Below are 15882 nucleotides of genomic sequence, written 5' to 3'. Positions count from 1 at the left end.
CCCCCTCTCCCTCCGGGAGAGGGCTGGGGTGAGGGCACGCCCCGCACGACGACGTCACCCCCGGAAAAGGCTGCGCCGTTTTCCAGGCTACGGCTCTACACACCTATCGCGGCCACGGGCCGCTCCTACAAGAGTCGCCATTCCTGTAGGAGCGACCGCATCGGTGGACCGCCATGGCCGCGACCAGGGAGCTCGCCAAGTCCTCAGTTCTGCGCCAGGAAATCAACAGCCTCCCACTGGAATCGCGGACAAAGAAGCGCCTCACGCTCCAGAGGTTCGTCACCGGACCATACTTCGGCATGTAGCTCGCGCATATCGCCTCAACGGCTGTACGGCCAGCCGATGCGCGACAGCTAATCCGCCAGCGCCTCTTCCAGTACCTTGAGAAATTCCCGTGTCGCCGGCGTCGGCAGCGGCGACCAGATGGCGTGGACGTTACGCTGGGGCGCATCGCTGACCGGCACCCGGGCCAGGCCGGCAAAGGTGCTGGCGATACTTTGAGGCACCAGGCCGATCGCCAGGCCGCGGCGGACGAAGCGCTCCAGCAACTGCATGTTGCCCGTCTCGAAGCGCACCCGATGGGGCAGGCCCAGGGCGGCGAAGGCTTCGTCGGTCTGCCGCCGCGCGCCGCTGCCCGCGGGCAGGTCCACCAGCGGCAGATCCACCAGCTCGTGCAGCGACAGCCTTTCTCGCCCCGCCAGGCTGTGCGCGGCGGGCAGCACCGCCACCAGTTCCTCGCTGAGCAGCAGGCGGCTGTCCACCGCCTCCAGGGCCACCTGGCGCGACAGCCCGATCAGCGCGAAATCCAGTTGCCGCTCGCGCACCGCCGCCAGCAGCGTCTCGCTCTTGTCCTGGCGCAGGCGGATGTCCACCTGGGGATGACGGGCATGGAAGGTGGCCAGCAAGTCGACGATATCCAGGCGCGGCACCGAGGAGATCAGGCCCAGCGTCAGGGTGCCGCGAATGGCGCCGACCGCGGCGGCCACGTCCTGCTGCAAGCGCTCCACCGCCGCCAGCGCCTGGCGCGCATGCACCAGCAAGGCCTCGCCGGCAGGGGTGATGCGCACCTGGCGCGGCAGGCGCTCGAACAGGGTGGCGCCCAGCTCGGCTTCCAGGCGGGCGATCTGGTGACTGAGCGCCGACTGCACCACATGGCAGCGCTCGGCTGCGCGGGTGAAGTGGCGTTCCTCGGCCAGGGCGACGGCGAATTCCAGCTGCTTGAGATTCATGGCGCTATCTTGAAATGAGATCAAGACCATCTTAACGATTCATTTAACCGATAGCTGCCGTTGTCCGATACTGACCAGCCTCTTCTCTGCCGGATCCTGCGGATGTCGAACCCCACACCTCCTCTCAGCCGCTGGCTGACCCTGCTCATGGCCGTCGCCACCGGCATCGCCGTGGCCAGCAACTACTACAACCAGCCGCTGCTGCACACCATCGCCCAGCGCTTCGACCTCAGCTACACCCAGGCCGGCAGCATCGTCACCACCGCCCAGCTCAGCTACGCCGCCGGACTCCTGCTGCTGGTGCCCCTGGGCGACCTGCTGGAACGCCGGCGACTGATCGTCACCATGAGCGTGATCGCCGCCGCCGGCCTGGCCCTGAGCGCCACCGCCACCAGTCTGACCTGGCTGCTGCTGGGCACCGCCATGACCGGGCTCTTCTCGGTGGTGGCCCAGGTGCTGGTGCCCTTCGCCGCGACCCTGGCCGCGCCGGAGCAGCGGGGCAGGGCAGTGGGCACGGTGATGAGCGGCCTCATCCTCGGCATCCTGCTGGCCCGCACCGTGGCCGGGGCGCTCTCGTCCCTGGGCGACTGGCGCACCGTCTATGCCGTGGCGGCCGGTCTGATGCTGGCCACCGCCCTGGCCCTGCGCCTGGCGCTGCCGCGCTATCAGCAGTCGGCGGGCCTGAGCTATCCACGGCTGCTGGGTTCGGTGTTCGTGCTCTTGCGCGACGAGCCCCTGCACCGGCTGCGCACCCTGCTGGGGTGCCTGGGCTTCGCCGTCTTCGCGGTGTTCTGGACGCCGCTGGCCTTTCTGCTTGCCGCCGAACCCTATGGCTTCAGCGACGGCACCATCGGCCTGTTCGGTCTCGCCGGCGCCGTGGGCGCCCTGGCCGCCAACCTGGCCGGACGCATGGCCGACCAGGGCAAGGGCAGTCTCGCCACCAGCATCGGCCTGGCTTCCCTGACCCTGGCCTGGCTACCCCTGGCCTTCGCCCAGCAGTCGCTGGCGGCGCTGCTGGTTGGCATCCTGGTGCTGGATCTCGCCGTGCAGCTCAGCCACGTGAGCAACCAGAACGTGGTCTATCGGCTGCGCCCGGAAGCGCGCAGCCGCCTCAACGCCGGTTACATGACCGGCTACTTCCTCGGCGGCTCCCTGGGTTCGTTGCTGTCGGCGCGACTCTACGAGCACTTTGGCTGGACCGGCGTGAGCCTGGCCGGGTGCCTGCTGGCGGCCACGGCGCTGGCGGTCTGGGGCCTGTTCCTCATGCGGCAGCGTCAGGCGCGGGCCTGAACGCCATCATCAGCGCGGTCGATGATCGCTATCCCGAGGGACGATTTCTAGGCGCGGGGTGGGCTGGCGACAATGAGTCCACACCCACCCGACACAGGTACTCGCCATGAAAGCCCTCACCGCCCTCTTCGCCGCCACCCTGCTCACCGCCGCCATCGCCCAATCCGCCCAGGCCGAGGAAAGCGCCCTGCGCCCCCTGGGTTCGCTGATCGAGAAACACCAGCAGCAGGATCGCACCCTGGCCGAAAACGGCGCCGATCGCAGNCTGCANCCNTCGATCCAGCGCCAGCAGCAGCGTCTCGACCCGCGCCGTGCCCTGGCCGAAAACGGNGCCGATCGCAGNCTGCAACCCTCGATCCAGCGCCAGCAACAGCGCCTGGACGGCCAACGCCTGGCCGCCGACGGCGCCGAGCGGACCCTGCAGCAGTGGCCCCAGCGTCAACCGACCCGCGGCGCCGCGGCGTGAGTCGGCTGAACCGTCAGCCGGTCGCGCAGATAGTCCGAGAACAGCTGGACGATGCGCGCCGACTGACGATGCTGGGGATAGACCGCATAGACCGCCGCGCTGGGCAGGGCGAAGTCTTCCAGCACCTGCACCAGCGCCCCTGAGGCCAGCGCCGCGCCGATGATGAAGGTCGGCAGCACCGCGATGCCCTGACCGGCGATGGCCGCATCCCGCACCACCTCTCCGTTGTTGGCCCGGAGCTGACCCTGCATGGGCAGCACCAGCGGTTTGCCCCCACGCTGGAAGCGCCATTCCACCTGGCGACCATGGCCATAGAGCAGACAGCTGTGCTCGGCCAGATCCTCCGGCTGCAGCAGCGGCGGCGCCTTCCGTAGATAATCCGGACTGGCACAGGTCACCAGTTGCATCTCGGTCAGCCGCTTGGCGATCAGACTGGAATCGGCCAGGGTGCCGATACGGATCGACATGTCATAGCCCTCCGCCAGCAGATCCACCGCCCGGTCATTGAGATCCAGCTCCAGGCGGATCTGCGGATAGGCCGAGAGAAAATCCGGCAGCAGGGGACTCAGGTGCAGGGTGCCAAAGGTCATGGGCGCACTGACCCGCAGCACCCCTTGGGGCACCGTCCGCCGGCTGGAGAGCAATTCCTCGGTGTCGTTGACGTCTTCGAGGATCTTGACCGCCCGCTCATAGAGCAGCATCCCCAGTTCGGTCGCCTGCAGGCGTCGCGTGGTGCGATTGAGCAGCCGCACCCCCAGACTTTCCTCCAGTGCCATGGTCCGCCGGCTGACGAATTGCTTGGACAGCCCCAGCTTGTCGGCGGCGGCGGTGAAGCTGCCCTCGTTCAGGGTGGTGACGAACAGGCGCAGGTCTTCGAAATTCATGGCGGCATCCAGGCAGCGGGAGACGTTTGACGACGGTTGATTCGCCGTCATTGTGCCAAATCGCCAGGCGTCCAGTGTCAGCCAGGCCGCTGGCGAGCGCGCAAAAGAAAACCCCCTCGCCACCTTGCGGTGAGGAGGGGGCTCTGGCCTTGGCCGTCGCTTAGACGTTGAAGCGGAAGTGCATGACATCACCGTCCTTGACGATGTAGTCCTTGCCTTCCAGACGCCACTTGCCGGCTTCCTTGGCGCCGTTCTCGCCCTTGAAGGCGATGAAGTCGTCGTAGGCCACCACTTCGGCGCGGATGAAACCCTTCTCGAAGTCGGTATGGATGGCGGCGGCCGACTGGGGCGCGGTGGCGCCGACGCGGACGGTCCAGGCGCGGACTTCCTTCACCCCGGCGGTGAAGTAGGTCTGCAGGTTGAGCAGTTCGTAGCCGGCGCGGATCACCCGGTTCAGGCCCGGCTCTTCCATGCCCATGGATTCGAGGAACATCTGCTTTTCCTCGTCGTCGTCCAGTTCGGCGATTTCCGCCTCGATCTTGTTGCACACCGGCACCACCACGGCGCCTTCTTCTTCGGCGATGGCACGGACCACGTCCAGGTGCGGGTTGTTCTCGAAGCCGTCTTCGGCGACGTTGGCGATGTACATCACCGGCTTGCTGGTCAGCAGGTGGAAGCTGCGCACCAGGCGCTTCTGCTCTTCGTCCAGGCCCTTCATCAGGCTGCGGGCGGGCTTGCCGGCCTCGAAGTGGGGAATCAGCTGTTCCAGCAGGGCCTTTTGCGCCAGGGCTTCCTTGTCACCGCCCTTGGCGTTGCGGGTCACGCGCTGCAGCTGCTTTTCGCAGCTGTCGAGGTCGGCGAAGATCAGCTCCAGGTCGATCACCTCGATGTCCCGCTTGGGGTCCACCGAGTTGGCCACGTGGATGACGTTCTCGTCTTCGAAGCAGCGCACCACGTGGGCGATGGCATCGGTCTCGCGGATGTTGGCGAGAAACTTGTTGCCCAGGCCTTCACCCTTGGAGGCACCCGCCACCAGGCCGGCGATGTCGACGAACTCCATGGTGGTGGGGATCACCCGCTCGGGTTTGACGATCTCCGCCAGGGCGTTCAGTCGCGCATCGGGCATGGGCACGATGCCGCTGTTGGGCTCGATGGTGCAGAAGGGGAAGTTTTCCGCCGCGATACCGGATTGGGTCAGGGCATTGAACAGGGTGGACTTGCCGACGTTGGGCAGGCCGACGATGCCGCAATTGAATCCCATGGTGTGTGTCCTCGCGGAAGAAAAGGAAGAGGGTAGGGTAGGTCAGGCCTTGCGGCTGTGCAGGCGTTGCATGGCGCGGGTCAGGTCGCCGTCCAGCAGCGCCGGTATTACCTCCAGGGCGGCCTCGATGCTGGTGTCGAGCAGGTCCTGCTCGCTGCGCGGTGCGCGGCCCAGCACGAAGTTGGAAACCAGGCTGGCATGGCCCGGATGGCCGATGCCCAGGCGCAGGCGCTGGAAGCCGTTCTGATTGCCGAGCTGGGCGATGATGTCGCGCAGCCCGTTGTGCCCGCCGTGGCCGCCGCCGGTCTTGAGGCGTGCGGTGCCGGGTGGCAGGTCGAGTTCGTCATGGGCCACCAGGATGGCCGCCGGCGGGATGCGGAAAAAGCCGGCGAGCGCCGCCACGGCCTGGCCGCTGCGGTTCATGTAGGTGGTGGGGATGAGCAGACGAACATCGTTGCCCGCGTGGCGAAAGCGCCCCACGAGGCCGTGATACTTGCGGTCGACAGCCAGGCTCGCGCCCTGGGCGGCTGCCAGCCGCTCAACGAAAAGGGCCCCTGCATTGTGCCGGGTCTGGTCGTATTCGGGGCCCGGATTACCCAGGCCGACGATCAGTTGGACGGCAGTCATGTCAGGAGCCCTTCTCTTTCAGGCGTGCGAGAACTTACTCGGCAGCGCCTTCTTCGGCAGCGCCGTCAGCAGCTTCTTCACGGATGCGCGGCATGTGGATGCTGGCAACCGGCAGATCGCTGCCGTGGGCCAGGGACACCAGCTCGACGCCAGCCGGGACGTTCAGGTCGCTCAGGTGAACGATCTGGTCCAGCTCGACCTTGGCCATGTCGACTTCGATGAATTCCGGCAGGTCTTTCGGCAGGCAGGAAACTTCGACTTCGTTGATGGTGTGCAGGATCTCGCCACCCTGTTGCTTCACGCCCACGGAGGTTTCCTGGTTCATGAAGTGCAGGGGCACGTGAGCGGTCAGCTTCTGACCGGCGACGACGCGCAGGAAGTCGGCGTGCATGACGTAGCCCTTGGAGGGGTGACGCTGCAGGGCCTTGACCAGGACGCTTTCGTTGCTGCCACCGACCTTCAGGGTGATGACGCTGGCGTAGGCGGCTTCGCTTTCCAGCATCTTGGCCAGGTCTTTGCCGACCAGGGTGATGGAAGTCGGGGCCTTGTCGCCACCGTAGATCACGGCGGGAACGTTACCGGCATTACGACGCAGGCGGCGGCTCGCACCTTTCCCCAGGTCGGAACGCACTTCGGCATTCAGAGTGAAATCAACCATTGTGAATCTCCAGGATAAGGAATCGGCAGACCGAGACTTGCGACCAGTTCTACGGCCCTACCGACTAAAAAGCCCCGGTAGACCGTCACGGCCTTCCGGGGCGCTTCCAGAGCGGCTGTTCCTTAACGGAACATCGCGCTGATGGATTCTTCGTTACTGATCCGGCGTACCGCCTCGGCCACCACCGGCGCGATGTCCAGTTGGCGGATACGGCTGCAGGCCTGGGCCGCGGCGGACAGCGGAATGGTGTTGGTCACCACCAGCTCGTCCAGCACGGAGTTGTCGATGTTCTCGATGGCCCGTCCCGACAGCACCGGGTGGGTGCAGTAGGCCAGGACCTTGGCGGCGCCGTGTTCCTTCAGGGCCTTGGCCGCGTGGCACAGGGTGCCGGCGGTATCGACCATATCGTCGACCAGCACGCAGGTGCGGTCTTGGATGTCACCGATGATGTGCATCACTTCCGACTGGTTGGCCTTGGGACGACGCTTGTCGATGATCGCCAGGTCCACACCCAGGCTCTTGGCCACGGCACGCGCACGCACCACGCCACCGATGTCCGGGGAGACGATCATCAGATTTTCGAAACGTTGGTCTTCGATGTCATCCACCAGGGCGGGGGAGCCGTAGATGTTGTCCACGGGGATATCGAAGAAACCCTGGATCTGGTCGGCGTGCAGATCGACGGTGAGCACGCGATTGATGCCCACCACGGTCAGCATGTCGGCCACGACCTTGGCGGTGATGGCGACGCGCGCGGAACGCGGACGGCGATCCTGGCGCGCATAGCCGAAATAGGGGATGACTGCGGTGATACGAGTGGCCGAGGAGCGGCGGAAGGCGTCGGCCATCACCACCAGTTCCATCAGGTTGTCGTTGGTCGGCTCGCAGGTGGGCTGGATGATGAAGACATCCTTGCCCCGAACGTTCTCGTTGATTTCGACGCTGATCTCGCCATCGGAGAATTTTCCGACGGAGACGTCACCGAGAGGGATGTGCAGCTGGCGCACGATGCGCCGTGCCAGATCGGGGTTGGCGTTCCCCGTGAAGACCATCATCTTGGACACGCTGCAGTTCCTGCGGCTTGAGGTGGGTCTTGGAAGGAAAATGGCAGGGGCGGCTGGATTCGAACCAACGCATGGCAGGATCAAAACCTGCTGCCTTACCGCTTGGCGACGCCCCTGTATCTTGCAGAGTACTAGCTGTACTCATTCTCTGGTCAGACTTGCTAGCGCCCGGTGCAACATGGAAGTGTTGCTGCCTTTGGCTACGAAGCCTGGAAGTGATGCTGGTAGCTGGCTTGCTACTGTATCAGCTTCGGTCTTATTTGGAAAGCTTCCAAATATGCAACCTCCAGTGCCGGTTAATCTAGCTGAAACAAATTTGTTTAGCAAGATCAAAGCGTTACGAATTTCTGGGTAACGCCTTTCGACCGTACTCTGGCAGTCGTTTCGACCTGACCACTTGAGAACGGCGCAAACTTTAATGGCGGGAGTGTCCCGTGTCAACAGCGGATCCGAAAAAATTTCTGCTGTACTTACAGAGACTTGCGGCACGGCCACGAGATACCAGGGTTCCGGCGGTGCGACCGGGGTGAGCTTTTCGCCCACGCCCTCGGCGAAGGCGGCCTGGCCGCGGACGAACACCGGTACGTCGGCGCCCAGGCGCAGTCCCAGGGCCGCCAGGTCGTCGAGGCTGGCGCCCAGGCCCCAGAGGTGATTCAGGCCGAGCAGGGTGGTGGCGGCATCCGAACTGCCTCCGCCGATGCCGCCGCCCATGGGCAGCCGCTTGGTCAGCCAGAGATCGGCGCCTTGCCGGGTACCGCTTTCCTGCTGCAGCAACCGGGCGGCGCGCAGGATGAGATTCTGCTCGGGGGCGACGCCCGGCAGGCCGTCGTGCAGCTGCAATTCGCCGTCGTCGCGTCCGGCAAAGCCCAGGTCATCGCCCCAGTCGAGAAACTGAAACAGCGTCTGCAGTTCGTGATAGCCGTCCGCGCGGCGCCCGAGGATGTGCAGGAACAGATTGAGCTTGGCCGGCGCCGGCAGGGTGAAGGCGGGCGCTGGGATCATTTGCCCAGCTCGCGCGGCTGCCAGGTCTTCACCACCAGGATGACTTCCAGGTCCTTGCCGGTGAGCTTGAGGCGCTCGGGCAGGGTGTAGCCGTTCTGCTCGGTGTAGCGGGTGTATTCCACGGTCCAGCCGTCCTGCACCAGGCGCGCCAGGTGGCTGTCGGCGTCCAGGGTCAGCTGGCTGCGGCTGTCCGGGGCCGGCAGGCCGCGCACCCACCAGAGTAGATGCGACACCGGCAGGCGCCAGCCGAGCTGCTGTTCCAGCAGGGCCTCGGGGGAGTCGGCCTGGTAGCTGCCCTGGCCGGAGACGTCGAGGGTGACGGCGCCCGGACGCCCGGTGAGGCGGGTGGCGCCGCGCCCCAGGGGGCCGGCCAGACGGATGTCGTAGTAGTCCTGGCGTTGCAGCCAGAACAGGGTGCCGCTGCCGGAATCGCGCGGCGCGCGGATGCCGACCTTGCCGTCGATCTGCCAACCGTCGAGGGCGGCAATACGTTTTTTATGGGCCTGCCACTGGGCGGCGTTGCCCTGGCCTTCCACGGCCTCCTGGCGAGAGGTGCTGGCGCAACCGGCCAGCAGGGCGAGCAGGAACAGGGTGAAGAGAGTACGCACGCGGATCATCGGAGGGTTTCGCTTCCAGTCAGGCGTTTGAGGGTGCTGCGCAGGATGGCGTCATCGGCGTCGGCGTCGAGGCCCACGCGCCAGACCTTGCGCGCTTCGCTGCGCTTGCCCTGGGCCCAGAGCACCTCGCCCAGGTGGGCTGCCACTTCGGCGTCGGGGAAGCGTTCGTAGGCCTGGCGCAGATAGCGTTCGGCGTCGGCCAGCTGGCCCTGGCGATAGCGGATCCAGCCCATGCTGTCGAGGATCGCCGGATCGTCCGGACTCAACTGGTGCGCCTTGTCGATCAGCTGGCGCGCCTCGGCCAGTCGCGGGGTGCGATCGGCCAGGGTGTAGCCGAGAGCGTTGAGCGCCATGGCGTTGTCGGGGTCGTGGGCGATGATGTAGCGCAGATCGGCTTCCAGTTGACCGAGATCGCCGCGCTTTTCCGCCAGCATGGAGCGGACATAGAGCAGGTTGAGATCGTTGGGATACTGCTGCAGGGCCTGCTGCACGGTCTGGCCGGCGAGGGCGGTCTGGTCGGCACTGGCCAGGCCTTCGACTTCCAGCAGATAGAGCGGCACGGCGTATTCGCTCTGGCGCTTGCGGGCATCGGCCAGGCGCTGACGGGCCTCGGCGATGCGCCCACTGCCCAGCAGGATTTCCGCCTGGCGCTGCTGGGCGGCCAGGTAGTCGGTGCCCGGTCCGACCTGGGCGTATTCGGCCAGCGCCTGTTCGGGCTGGTCGAGTTCTTCGTAGCTGCGCCCCAGGTTGAGGTGCGCGGCGTCCACATGACTGCCGCGCTCGAGCAGTTCCTTGAGATAGATCTGGGCTTCGCGCCAGGCCTGGGCTTCCAGGCAGACCAGCGCCAGGGAGAATCTGAGGTCGTCGTCGTCCGGGAACTGGGTGACCAGCTCGGCGAATTCGCGCTTGGCCTGGTCCAGGCGATCCAGCTCCACCAGCAGCCGGGCATGGGCCAGGCGCAGGCGGCGATCTTCCGGGTGCTGGCGGATGCCGGCTTCGAGCAGCGGCAGGGCCTCGGCGCTGCGGTCCTGGCTCTGCAGCAGGCGCGCGCGCAGGAGCAGCGGGGCGACTTCGCGCTTGGCCGCCGGATTGCGCTCCAGCAGTTTCAGCGCCTCGTCGGCGCGGCCGTCCTGCTGCAAGAGCAACGCCTTGCCGAACAGCAGCTGGCCGTTGCGCGGATATTTGGCCAGCAGTCGATCGAAGCTCTTGAGCAGCCCGGCGCGGGTGGTCTCGTCGGTTTCCGCCGCGGACAGGGCGAGGAAATCGAAGTGGGTGTCGCCCTGGCCCTGGAGCACGCGCTCCATATAGGCCATGGATTCGTCGTAGCGCCCGGCGCGGGCCAGCATGATGGCGGCGGCGCGCTGGGCATCCAGGTTGTCGGGGGCGTTGCGCGCCCAGATCTGTGCGGTTTCCAGCGCCGGGGTATCGGCGCCCAGGTATTCGGCGATGCGGAAGGCGCGCTCGGCGACCCCTGGGTCCTGGGTCGACTTGGCCTGCTCGACATAGTTGGTCAGGGCGATGTCGAAACGGTTGCGCTGACCGGCCAGCTCGCCGACCAGCAGGTCATAGAGGGTGTCTTCGCGAAAGGAGCCGGCCGGTTGCGGCGTACTGGTCTTGGCGGTGGGCGGCGGGATGGCGGCGGCGGGCGTCGGCTGCCGGCCGAGGTTCTGGCAGCCGGCGAGCAGCAGGGCGGTCGTCAGCAGCGCGAGGTATCTGGTCATAGGGTCAGGGCGGCCTTTTTACAGTCGGTCCATCATGCCACAAGAGTCGCCGTGGCCGCGTCGCACATGCGGAGCGGCGGGCCGAGAAGTGCGGTGGTCGAGGCTGTTGACGCCTTTTGCCCGGCAAGATTCATTCGCCCAGGCTATGACGGCGATTGTCCGACGTCTCGTCGCTGCTGGTTGTCGCCACCGCCCGCGCGTAGGACAATGTTCGGCTTTCCCAATCCGTTCGACTGCTTGCGTCCATGGCCTTTCTCGCGCTCGGCATCAATCACAAGACCGCCTCGGTTGAGGTGCGCGAACGCGTGGCTTTCACTCCGGAGCAGACGGTCGAGGCCCTGCGCCAGCTGGAGCAGGCTACCCACAGTCGCGAAGCGGCGATTCTTTCCACCTGTAATCGCAGCGAACTCTACCTGGAACTGGAGCCCAGCCTGGCGGACGCCGTGCTGGCCTGGCTCGCCCAGTACCACCGGGTGCCCCTGGAAGACCTGCGCGCCAGCATCTATCTGCACCAGGACGAAGCCGCGGTGCGCCACATGATGCGGGTGGCCGCCGGGCTGGACTCCATGGTGCTGGGCGAGCCGCAGATCCTCGGCCAGCTCAAGTCGGCCTATGCCGTGGCCCGCGAGGCCGGCACCGTGGGGCCGCTGCTGGGCCGGCTGTTCCAGGCCACCTTCAATACCGCCAAGGCGGTGCGCACCGACACGGCGATCGGCGAGAACCCGGTGTCGGTGGCCTTTGCCGCGGTCAGCCTGGCCAAGCAGATCTTCAGCGACCTCAGCCGCAGCCAGGCGTTGCTGATCGGCGCCGGCGAGACCATCACCCTGGTCGCCCGCCATCTGCACGAACAGGGCGTGCGCCGCATCGTCGTCGCCAACCGTACCCTGGAGCGCGCCAGCCACCTGGCCGAGGAATTTGGCGCCCATACCGTGCTCCTGGCCGACATTCCCGACGAACTGGTCAACAGCGACATCGTCATCAGTTCCACTGCCAGCCAGTTGCCCATCCTCGGCAAGGGCGCGGTGGAACGGGCGCTCAAGCAGCGTCGGCACAAGCCCATCTTCATGGTCGACATCGCCGTGCCGCGCGACATCGAGCCGGAGGTGAGCGAGCTGGAAGACGTCTACCTCTATACGGTGGACGACCTGCACGAGGTGGTGGCGGAAAATCTCAAGAGTCGCCAGGGCGCGGCCCAGGCCGCCGAGAAGCTGGTGTTGGCCGGGGTCGACGACTTCATGCAGCGGCTGCGCGAGCGCGCCGCGGTGGACGTGGTCCGCGCCTATCGCCAGCAGGGCGAGCAGATCCGCGACGACGAACTGGCTCGCGCCCAGCGCCAGCTGGCCAATGGCGCCGATCCCCAGGAAGCCCTGGCCGCCCTGGCGCGCAGCCTCACCAACAAGCTGATGCATGCACCGAGCGTGCAGCTCAAGAAACTATCCGCCGAGGGACGCGTCGACGCGCTGACCCTGGCTCAGGAACTCTTCGCCCTCGACGAGGGTTTGGACAAGACATGAAGACCTCTCTGTTGCACAAGCTCGACGGTCTGCAGGACCGCTTCGAGGAGCTGACCGCGCTGTTGGGCGACGCCGAAGTCATCAGCGACCAGACCCAGTTCCGCGCCTATTCCAAGGAATACGCCGAACTCGAGCCGGTCAGTCAGGCGTTCACCGAATACCGCAAGGTGCAGGCCGACCTGGAGGGCGCCCAGGCGCTGCTCAAGGACAGCGATCCGGATCTGCGCGAGATGGCCGAGGAAGAGGTCGGCACCGCCAAGGCGCGCCTGCAGGAACTGGAAGACGAGTTGCAGCGCATGATGCTGCCGCGCGATCCCAACGACGGCCGCAACGTCTTCCTGGAAATCCGCGCGGGTACCGGTGGCGACGAGGCGGCGATCTTTGCCGGCGATCTGTTCCGCATGTATTCGCGCTATGCCGAACGCCAGGGCTGGCGACTGGAAGTGCTCTCGGAAAACGAGGGCGAGCACGGCGGCTTCAAGGAGGTCATCGCCCGGGTCGAGGGCGACAACGTCTACGCCAAGCTCAAGTTCGAGTCCGGCGCGCACCGGGTGCAGCGGGTGCCGGAAACCGAGTCCCAGGGCCGCATCCACACCTCGGCCTGTACCGTGGCGGTGCTGCCCGAGCCTGACGAGCAGCAGGCCATCGAGATCAATCCGGCCGATCTGCGCGTCGACACCTATCGCTCCTCCGGGGCGGGCGGTCAGCACGTCAACAAGACCGACTCCGCGGTGCGCATCACCCACCTGCCCACCGGCATCGTGGTGGAGTGCCAGGAGGAACGCTCCCAGCACAAGAACCGCGCCAAGGCCATGGCCTGGCTGTCGGCCAAGCTCAACGACCAGCAGGACGCGGCGGCGCACAAGGAAATGTCCGACACCCGCCGGCTGCTGGTGGGGTCGGGTGACCGCTCCGAGCGCATCCGCACCTACAACTTCCCCCAGGGGCGGGTGACCGATCACCGCATCAACCTGACCCTCTATTCCCTCGGCGAGGTGGTCAACGGCGACGTCCAGCAGGTCATCGACCCGCTGCTGCAGGAATACCAGGCCGACCAGCTGGCGGCCCTGGGAGACTGAACCATGGCCACCATCGGCGCCCTGGTGCGCGAAAGCCAGTTGCCGGATTCGCCCAGCGCCCGCCTCGACGTGGAATTGCTGCTGGCGGCCGCCCTGGACAAGCCACGCAGCTACCTGCGCACCTGGCCGGAAAAGCTGGTGCCGCGCGAGGCCCTGGCACGGTTCCAGGCCGATCTCGAACGCCGCCGGCAGGGCGAGCCGGTGGCCTATATCCTCGGCCAGCAGGGCTTCTGGTCGCTGGACCTGGAGGTCAGCCCCGATACCCTGATCCCGCGTCCCGACACCGAGGTGCTGGTGGAAACCGCCCTGGCGCTGCCCCTGGCCGACGAGGTGCGGGTGCTGGATCTGGGCACCGGTACCGGTGCCATCGCCCTGGCCCTGGCCCATGAACGACCGCGCTGGCAGGTCAGCGGCGTGGATCGCATCCCGGCGGCGGTGGAACTGGCCCGGCGCAACGCCCAGCGCCTGCGGCTGGGCAACGTCGGCTTCCAGCAGAGTCACTGGTTCGCCGCCCTCGCCGGACAGCGTTTCGAGCTGATCGTCAGCAATCCGCCCTATATCGCCGGCAGCGATCGCCATCTCGACGAAGGCGATGTGCGCTTCGAACCGCGCAGCGCCCTGGTGGCCGGCGCCGATGGCCTGGACGACATCCGCGAGCTGATCGCGGCGGCGCCCGCGCACCTGCAGCCGGGTGGCTGGCTGTGGCTGGAGCACGGCTTCGACCAGGCCGCCGCGGTACGCGAACTGCTGGTCCGCCAGGGCTTCATCGAGGTCGAGAGTCGCCAGGACCTGGGCGGTCACGCGCGCATCAGCGGAGGCCGCTGGCCATGCTGAGCGACGGCGAACTGCTGCGCTACAGCCGGCAGATCCTGCTGGCCCAGGTGGATATCGCCGGACAATTGCGACTGAAGGACGCCAGAGTGCTCATCGTCGGCCTCGGCGGTCTGGGGTCGCCGGTGGCGCTCTACCTGGCTGCCGCCGGCGTCGGCGAATTGCACCTGGCCGACTTCGACCAGGTGGACCTGAGCAACCTGCAGCGCCAGGTGCTGCATGACGAGAGCCGCATCGGCCAGGGCAAGGTGGATTCCGCCCTGCAGCGGCTGGCGGCGCTCAATCCCGAGGTGCGCCTGGTGCCGCTGCGCGAGGCGCTGGACGCCGACAGCCTGGCGGCGCGCATCGCCGCGGTGGACCTGGTGCTGGACTGCTCGGACAACTTCACCACCCGCGCGGCCGTGAACGCCGCCTGCGTCGCCGCCGGGCGGCCGCTGGTGAGTGGCGCGGCCATTCGCCTGGAAGGCCAGCTCAGCGTCTTCGATCCGCGTCGTGCCGACAGTCCCTGCTATCACTGCCTCTATGGCGAGGGCAGCGAAGCCGAACTCAGTTGCAGCGAAGCCGGGGTGCTTGGTCCGGTAGTGGGCCTGGTGGGCAGTCTGCAGGCACTGGAAGCCCTCAAGTTGCTGGCCGGCTTCGGCGAGCCGCTGGTGGGACGACTGCTGCTGGTGGATGCCGCGAGCAGTCGCTTCCGCGAATTGCGCGTCAAGCGCGATCCGGGTTGCCCGGTGTGCGGCGCCCGCCATGGCTGACGAGGCGCCGGTCGGAGTCTTCGACTCGGGCGTCGGCGGCCTGTCGGTGCTGGCGGAGATCCGCCAGCTGTTGCCAGCGGAAACCCTGCATTACATCGCCGACTGCGGCCATATCCCCTATGGGGAAAAGACCCCCGCCTTCATCCGCGAGCGCTGCCAGCTGATCGCGGCGCGGCTGCACGCCCAGGGTGCCAAGGCCCTGGTGGTGGCCTGCAACACCGCCACCGTGGCGGCGGTGGCCGATCTGCGCGAACGCTATCCCCGCTGGCCCATCGTCGGCATGGAGCCGGCGGTGAAGCCGGCGGCCGCCGCCACCCGCAATGGCCGGGTCGGGGTGCTGGCGACCACGGGTACGCTGCAGAGCGCCAAGTTCGCGGCCTTGCTGGACCGATTCGCCCTGGGCGTCCAGGTTCTCACCCAGCCCTGCCCGGGACTGGTGGAGCAGGTCGAGCGCGGCGATCTGCACGGTCCCGAGACCCGGCGCCTGCTGCAGGGTTTTCTCGAGCCGCTGCTGACGGCAGAGTGCGACACCCTGATCCTGGGGTGCACCCACTATCCCTTCCTGCGCCCCTTGCTGGCCGAACTGGTGCCGCCGGAAATCATCCTGGTGGACACCGGCGCCGCCGTGGCCCGGCGCCTGCAGAGTCTGCTGGCGCGGGACAATCGCCTGGCTCGCGGACCCGCCGGCCTGACGCGGATCTGGACGTCCGGCGAGCCCGCCGACCTGGAGGCGGTACTGCCGCAACTCTGGCCGGCAGGTGCCGAGGTAAAGGCGTTCGTCTGACTTTTCCGCCAGGGTTTTGCTCGCCAAATGCCTGTCCAGCGACTAGCATCCGACCTTGTAGGTAAAAATGTCCCAGCCTGTGAACACCTTCACGACTTAGGGG

At 66.8% G+C, this 15882-nt stretch carries 15 protein-coding genes and 1 tRNA gene; 6 read left to right on the top strand and 10 right to left on the bottom strand.

Annotated elements, in window-relative coordinates; genetic code table 11:
- Positions 1 to 353: 353 nt before the first annotated feature.
- Positions 354 to 1229 (bottom strand): LysR substrate-binding domain-containing protein, encoded by an 876-nt coding sequence (locus PSK12I2_RS0114505; protein WP_027598966.1) that lies wholly within the window; start codon positions 1227 to 1229, stop codon positions 354 to 356.
- Between the two features lie 102 nt (positions 1230 to 1331).
- Here PSK12I2_RS0114505 and PSK12I2_RS0114500 point away from each other — a divergent pair, with 102 nt between their 5' ends.
- Positions 1332 to 2519 carry an MFS transporter gene (locus PSK12I2_RS0114500; RefSeq protein WP_027598965.1) on the top strand — a complete coding sequence of 396 codons (1188 nt, stop codon included), beginning with the start codon at positions 1332 to 1334 and terminating at the stop codon, positions 2517 to 2519.
- A 438-nt stretch (positions 2520 to 2957) separates the two neighbouring features.
- Here PSK12I2_RS0114500 and PSK12I2_RS0114490 read toward each other — a convergent pair whose 3' ends face one another.
- The 9 genes from PSK12I2_RS0114490 to PSK12I2_RS0114450 form a co-directional block, all read right to left on the bottom strand.
- Positions 2958 to 3869 carry a LysR family transcriptional regulator gene (locus PSK12I2_RS0114490; protein ID WP_027598963.1) on the bottom strand — a complete coding sequence of 304 codons (912 nt, stop codon included), beginning with the start codon at positions 3867 to 3869 and terminating at the stop codon, positions 2958 to 2960.
- Positions 3870 to 4029: 160 nt separating this feature from the next.
- On the bottom strand, positions 4030 to 5130 hold the full coding sequence (ychF, locus tag PSK12I2_RS0114485; RefSeq protein WP_007161550.1) for a redox-regulated ATPase YchF: 1101 nt from the start codon (positions 5128 to 5130) through the stop codon (positions 4030 to 4032).
- Between the two features lie 42 nt (positions 5131 to 5172).
- Positions 5173 to 5757, bottom strand: coding sequence for an aminoacyl-tRNA hydrolase (pth, locus tag PSK12I2_RS0114480; protein ID WP_027598962.1), 585 nt, complete (start codon positions 5755 to 5757; stop codon positions 5173 to 5175).
- Between the two features lie 34 nt (positions 5758 to 5791).
- Complete coding sequence (locus PSK12I2_RS0114475; RefSeq protein ID WP_027598961.1) at positions 5792 to 6415, bottom strand: 50S ribosomal protein L25/general stress protein Ctc; 624 nt, start codon at positions 6413 to 6415, stop codon at positions 5792 to 5794.
- Positions 6416 to 6537: 122 nt separating this feature from the next.
- The gene (locus PSK12I2_RS0114470) at positions 6538 to 7479 is read right to left on the bottom strand and encodes a ribose-phosphate pyrophosphokinase (RefSeq protein ID WP_007161553.1); all 942 of its coding nucleotides are present in this window, start codon (positions 7477 to 7479) and stop codon (positions 6538 to 6540) included.
- A gap of 41 nt (positions 7480 to 7520) precedes the next feature.
- Positions 7521 to 7595 (bottom strand) — tRNA-Gln (locus PSK12I2_RS0114465).
- 25 nt (positions 7596 to 7620) lie between these two features.
- Entirely contained in the window at positions 7621 to 8481 is an 861-nt protein-coding gene (ispE, locus tag PSK12I2_RS0114460; protein ID WP_027598960.1) for a 4-(cytidine 5'-diphospho)-2-C-methyl-D-erythritol kinase, read from the bottom strand.
- Positions 8478 to 9098: a lipoprotein insertase outer membrane protein LolB gene (lolB, locus tag PSK12I2_RS0114455; RefSeq protein WP_037007736.1), complete on the bottom strand. Its 621-nt coding sequence runs from the start codon at positions 9096 to 9098 to the stop codon at positions 8478 to 8480. The genes ispE and lolB overlap by 4 nt, the downstream gene beginning before the upstream one ends.
- Positions 9095 to 10819, bottom strand: a complete 1725-nt coding sequence (locus tag PSK12I2_RS0114450) for a tetratricopeptide repeat protein (RefSeq protein ID WP_027598958.1) — start codon at positions 10817 to 10819, stop codon at positions 9095 to 9097. The genes lolB and PSK12I2_RS0114450 overlap by 4 nt, the downstream gene beginning before the upstream one ends.
- Positions 10820 to 11064: 245 nt before the next feature.
- Here PSK12I2_RS0114450 and hemA point away from each other — a divergent pair, with 245 nt between their 5' ends.
- From hemA to murI, 5 genes are read left to right on the top strand one after another with little or no spacing between them, the layout of a single operon-like run.
- Entirely contained in the window at positions 11065 to 12333 is a 1269-nt protein-coding gene (gene hemA / locus PSK12I2_RS0114445) for a glutamyl-tRNA reductase (RefSeq protein ID WP_007161557.1), read from the top strand.
- Complete coding sequence (gene prfA / locus PSK12I2_RS0114440; RefSeq protein WP_007161558.1) at positions 12330 to 13412, top strand: peptide chain release factor 1; 1083 nt, start codon at positions 12330 to 12332, stop codon at positions 13410 to 13412. The genes hemA and prfA overlap by 4 nt, the downstream gene beginning before the upstream one ends.
- A 3-nt stretch (positions 13413 to 13415) precedes the next feature.
- A complete protein-coding gene (gene prmC / locus PSK12I2_RS0114435; protein WP_027598957.1) occupies positions 13416 to 14246 on the top strand; it encodes a peptide chain release factor N(5)-glutamine methyltransferase in 831 nt (276 codons plus the stop codon).
- Positions 14240 to 14995 (top strand): molybdopterin-synthase adenylyltransferase MoeB, encoded by a 756-nt coding sequence (locus PSK12I2_RS0114430; RefSeq protein WP_027598956.1) that lies wholly within the window; start codon positions 14240 to 14242, stop codon positions 14993 to 14995. The genes prmC and PSK12I2_RS0114430 overlap by 7 nt, the downstream gene beginning before the upstream one ends.
- Positions 14988 to 15779 carry a glutamate racemase gene (gene murI, locus PSK12I2_RS0114425; protein ID WP_027598955.1) on the top strand — a complete coding sequence of 264 codons (792 nt, stop codon included), beginning with the start codon at positions 14988 to 14990 and terminating at the stop codon, positions 15777 to 15779. The genes PSK12I2_RS0114430 and murI overlap by 8 nt, the downstream gene beginning before the upstream one ends.
- Positions 15780 to 15882: the final 103 nt, after the last annotated feature.

The sequence above is a fragment of the Pseudomonas sp. MOIL14HWK12:I2 genome, assembly GCF_000510745.1.
GTDB classification, from domain to species: domain Bacteria; phylum Pseudomonadota; class Gammaproteobacteria; order Pseudomonadales; family Pseudomonadaceae; genus Chryseomonas; species Chryseomonas oryzihabitans.
Note: the sequence above shows the minus strand (reverse complement) of the source record. Positions and strands in the feature narration are given on the sequence as shown.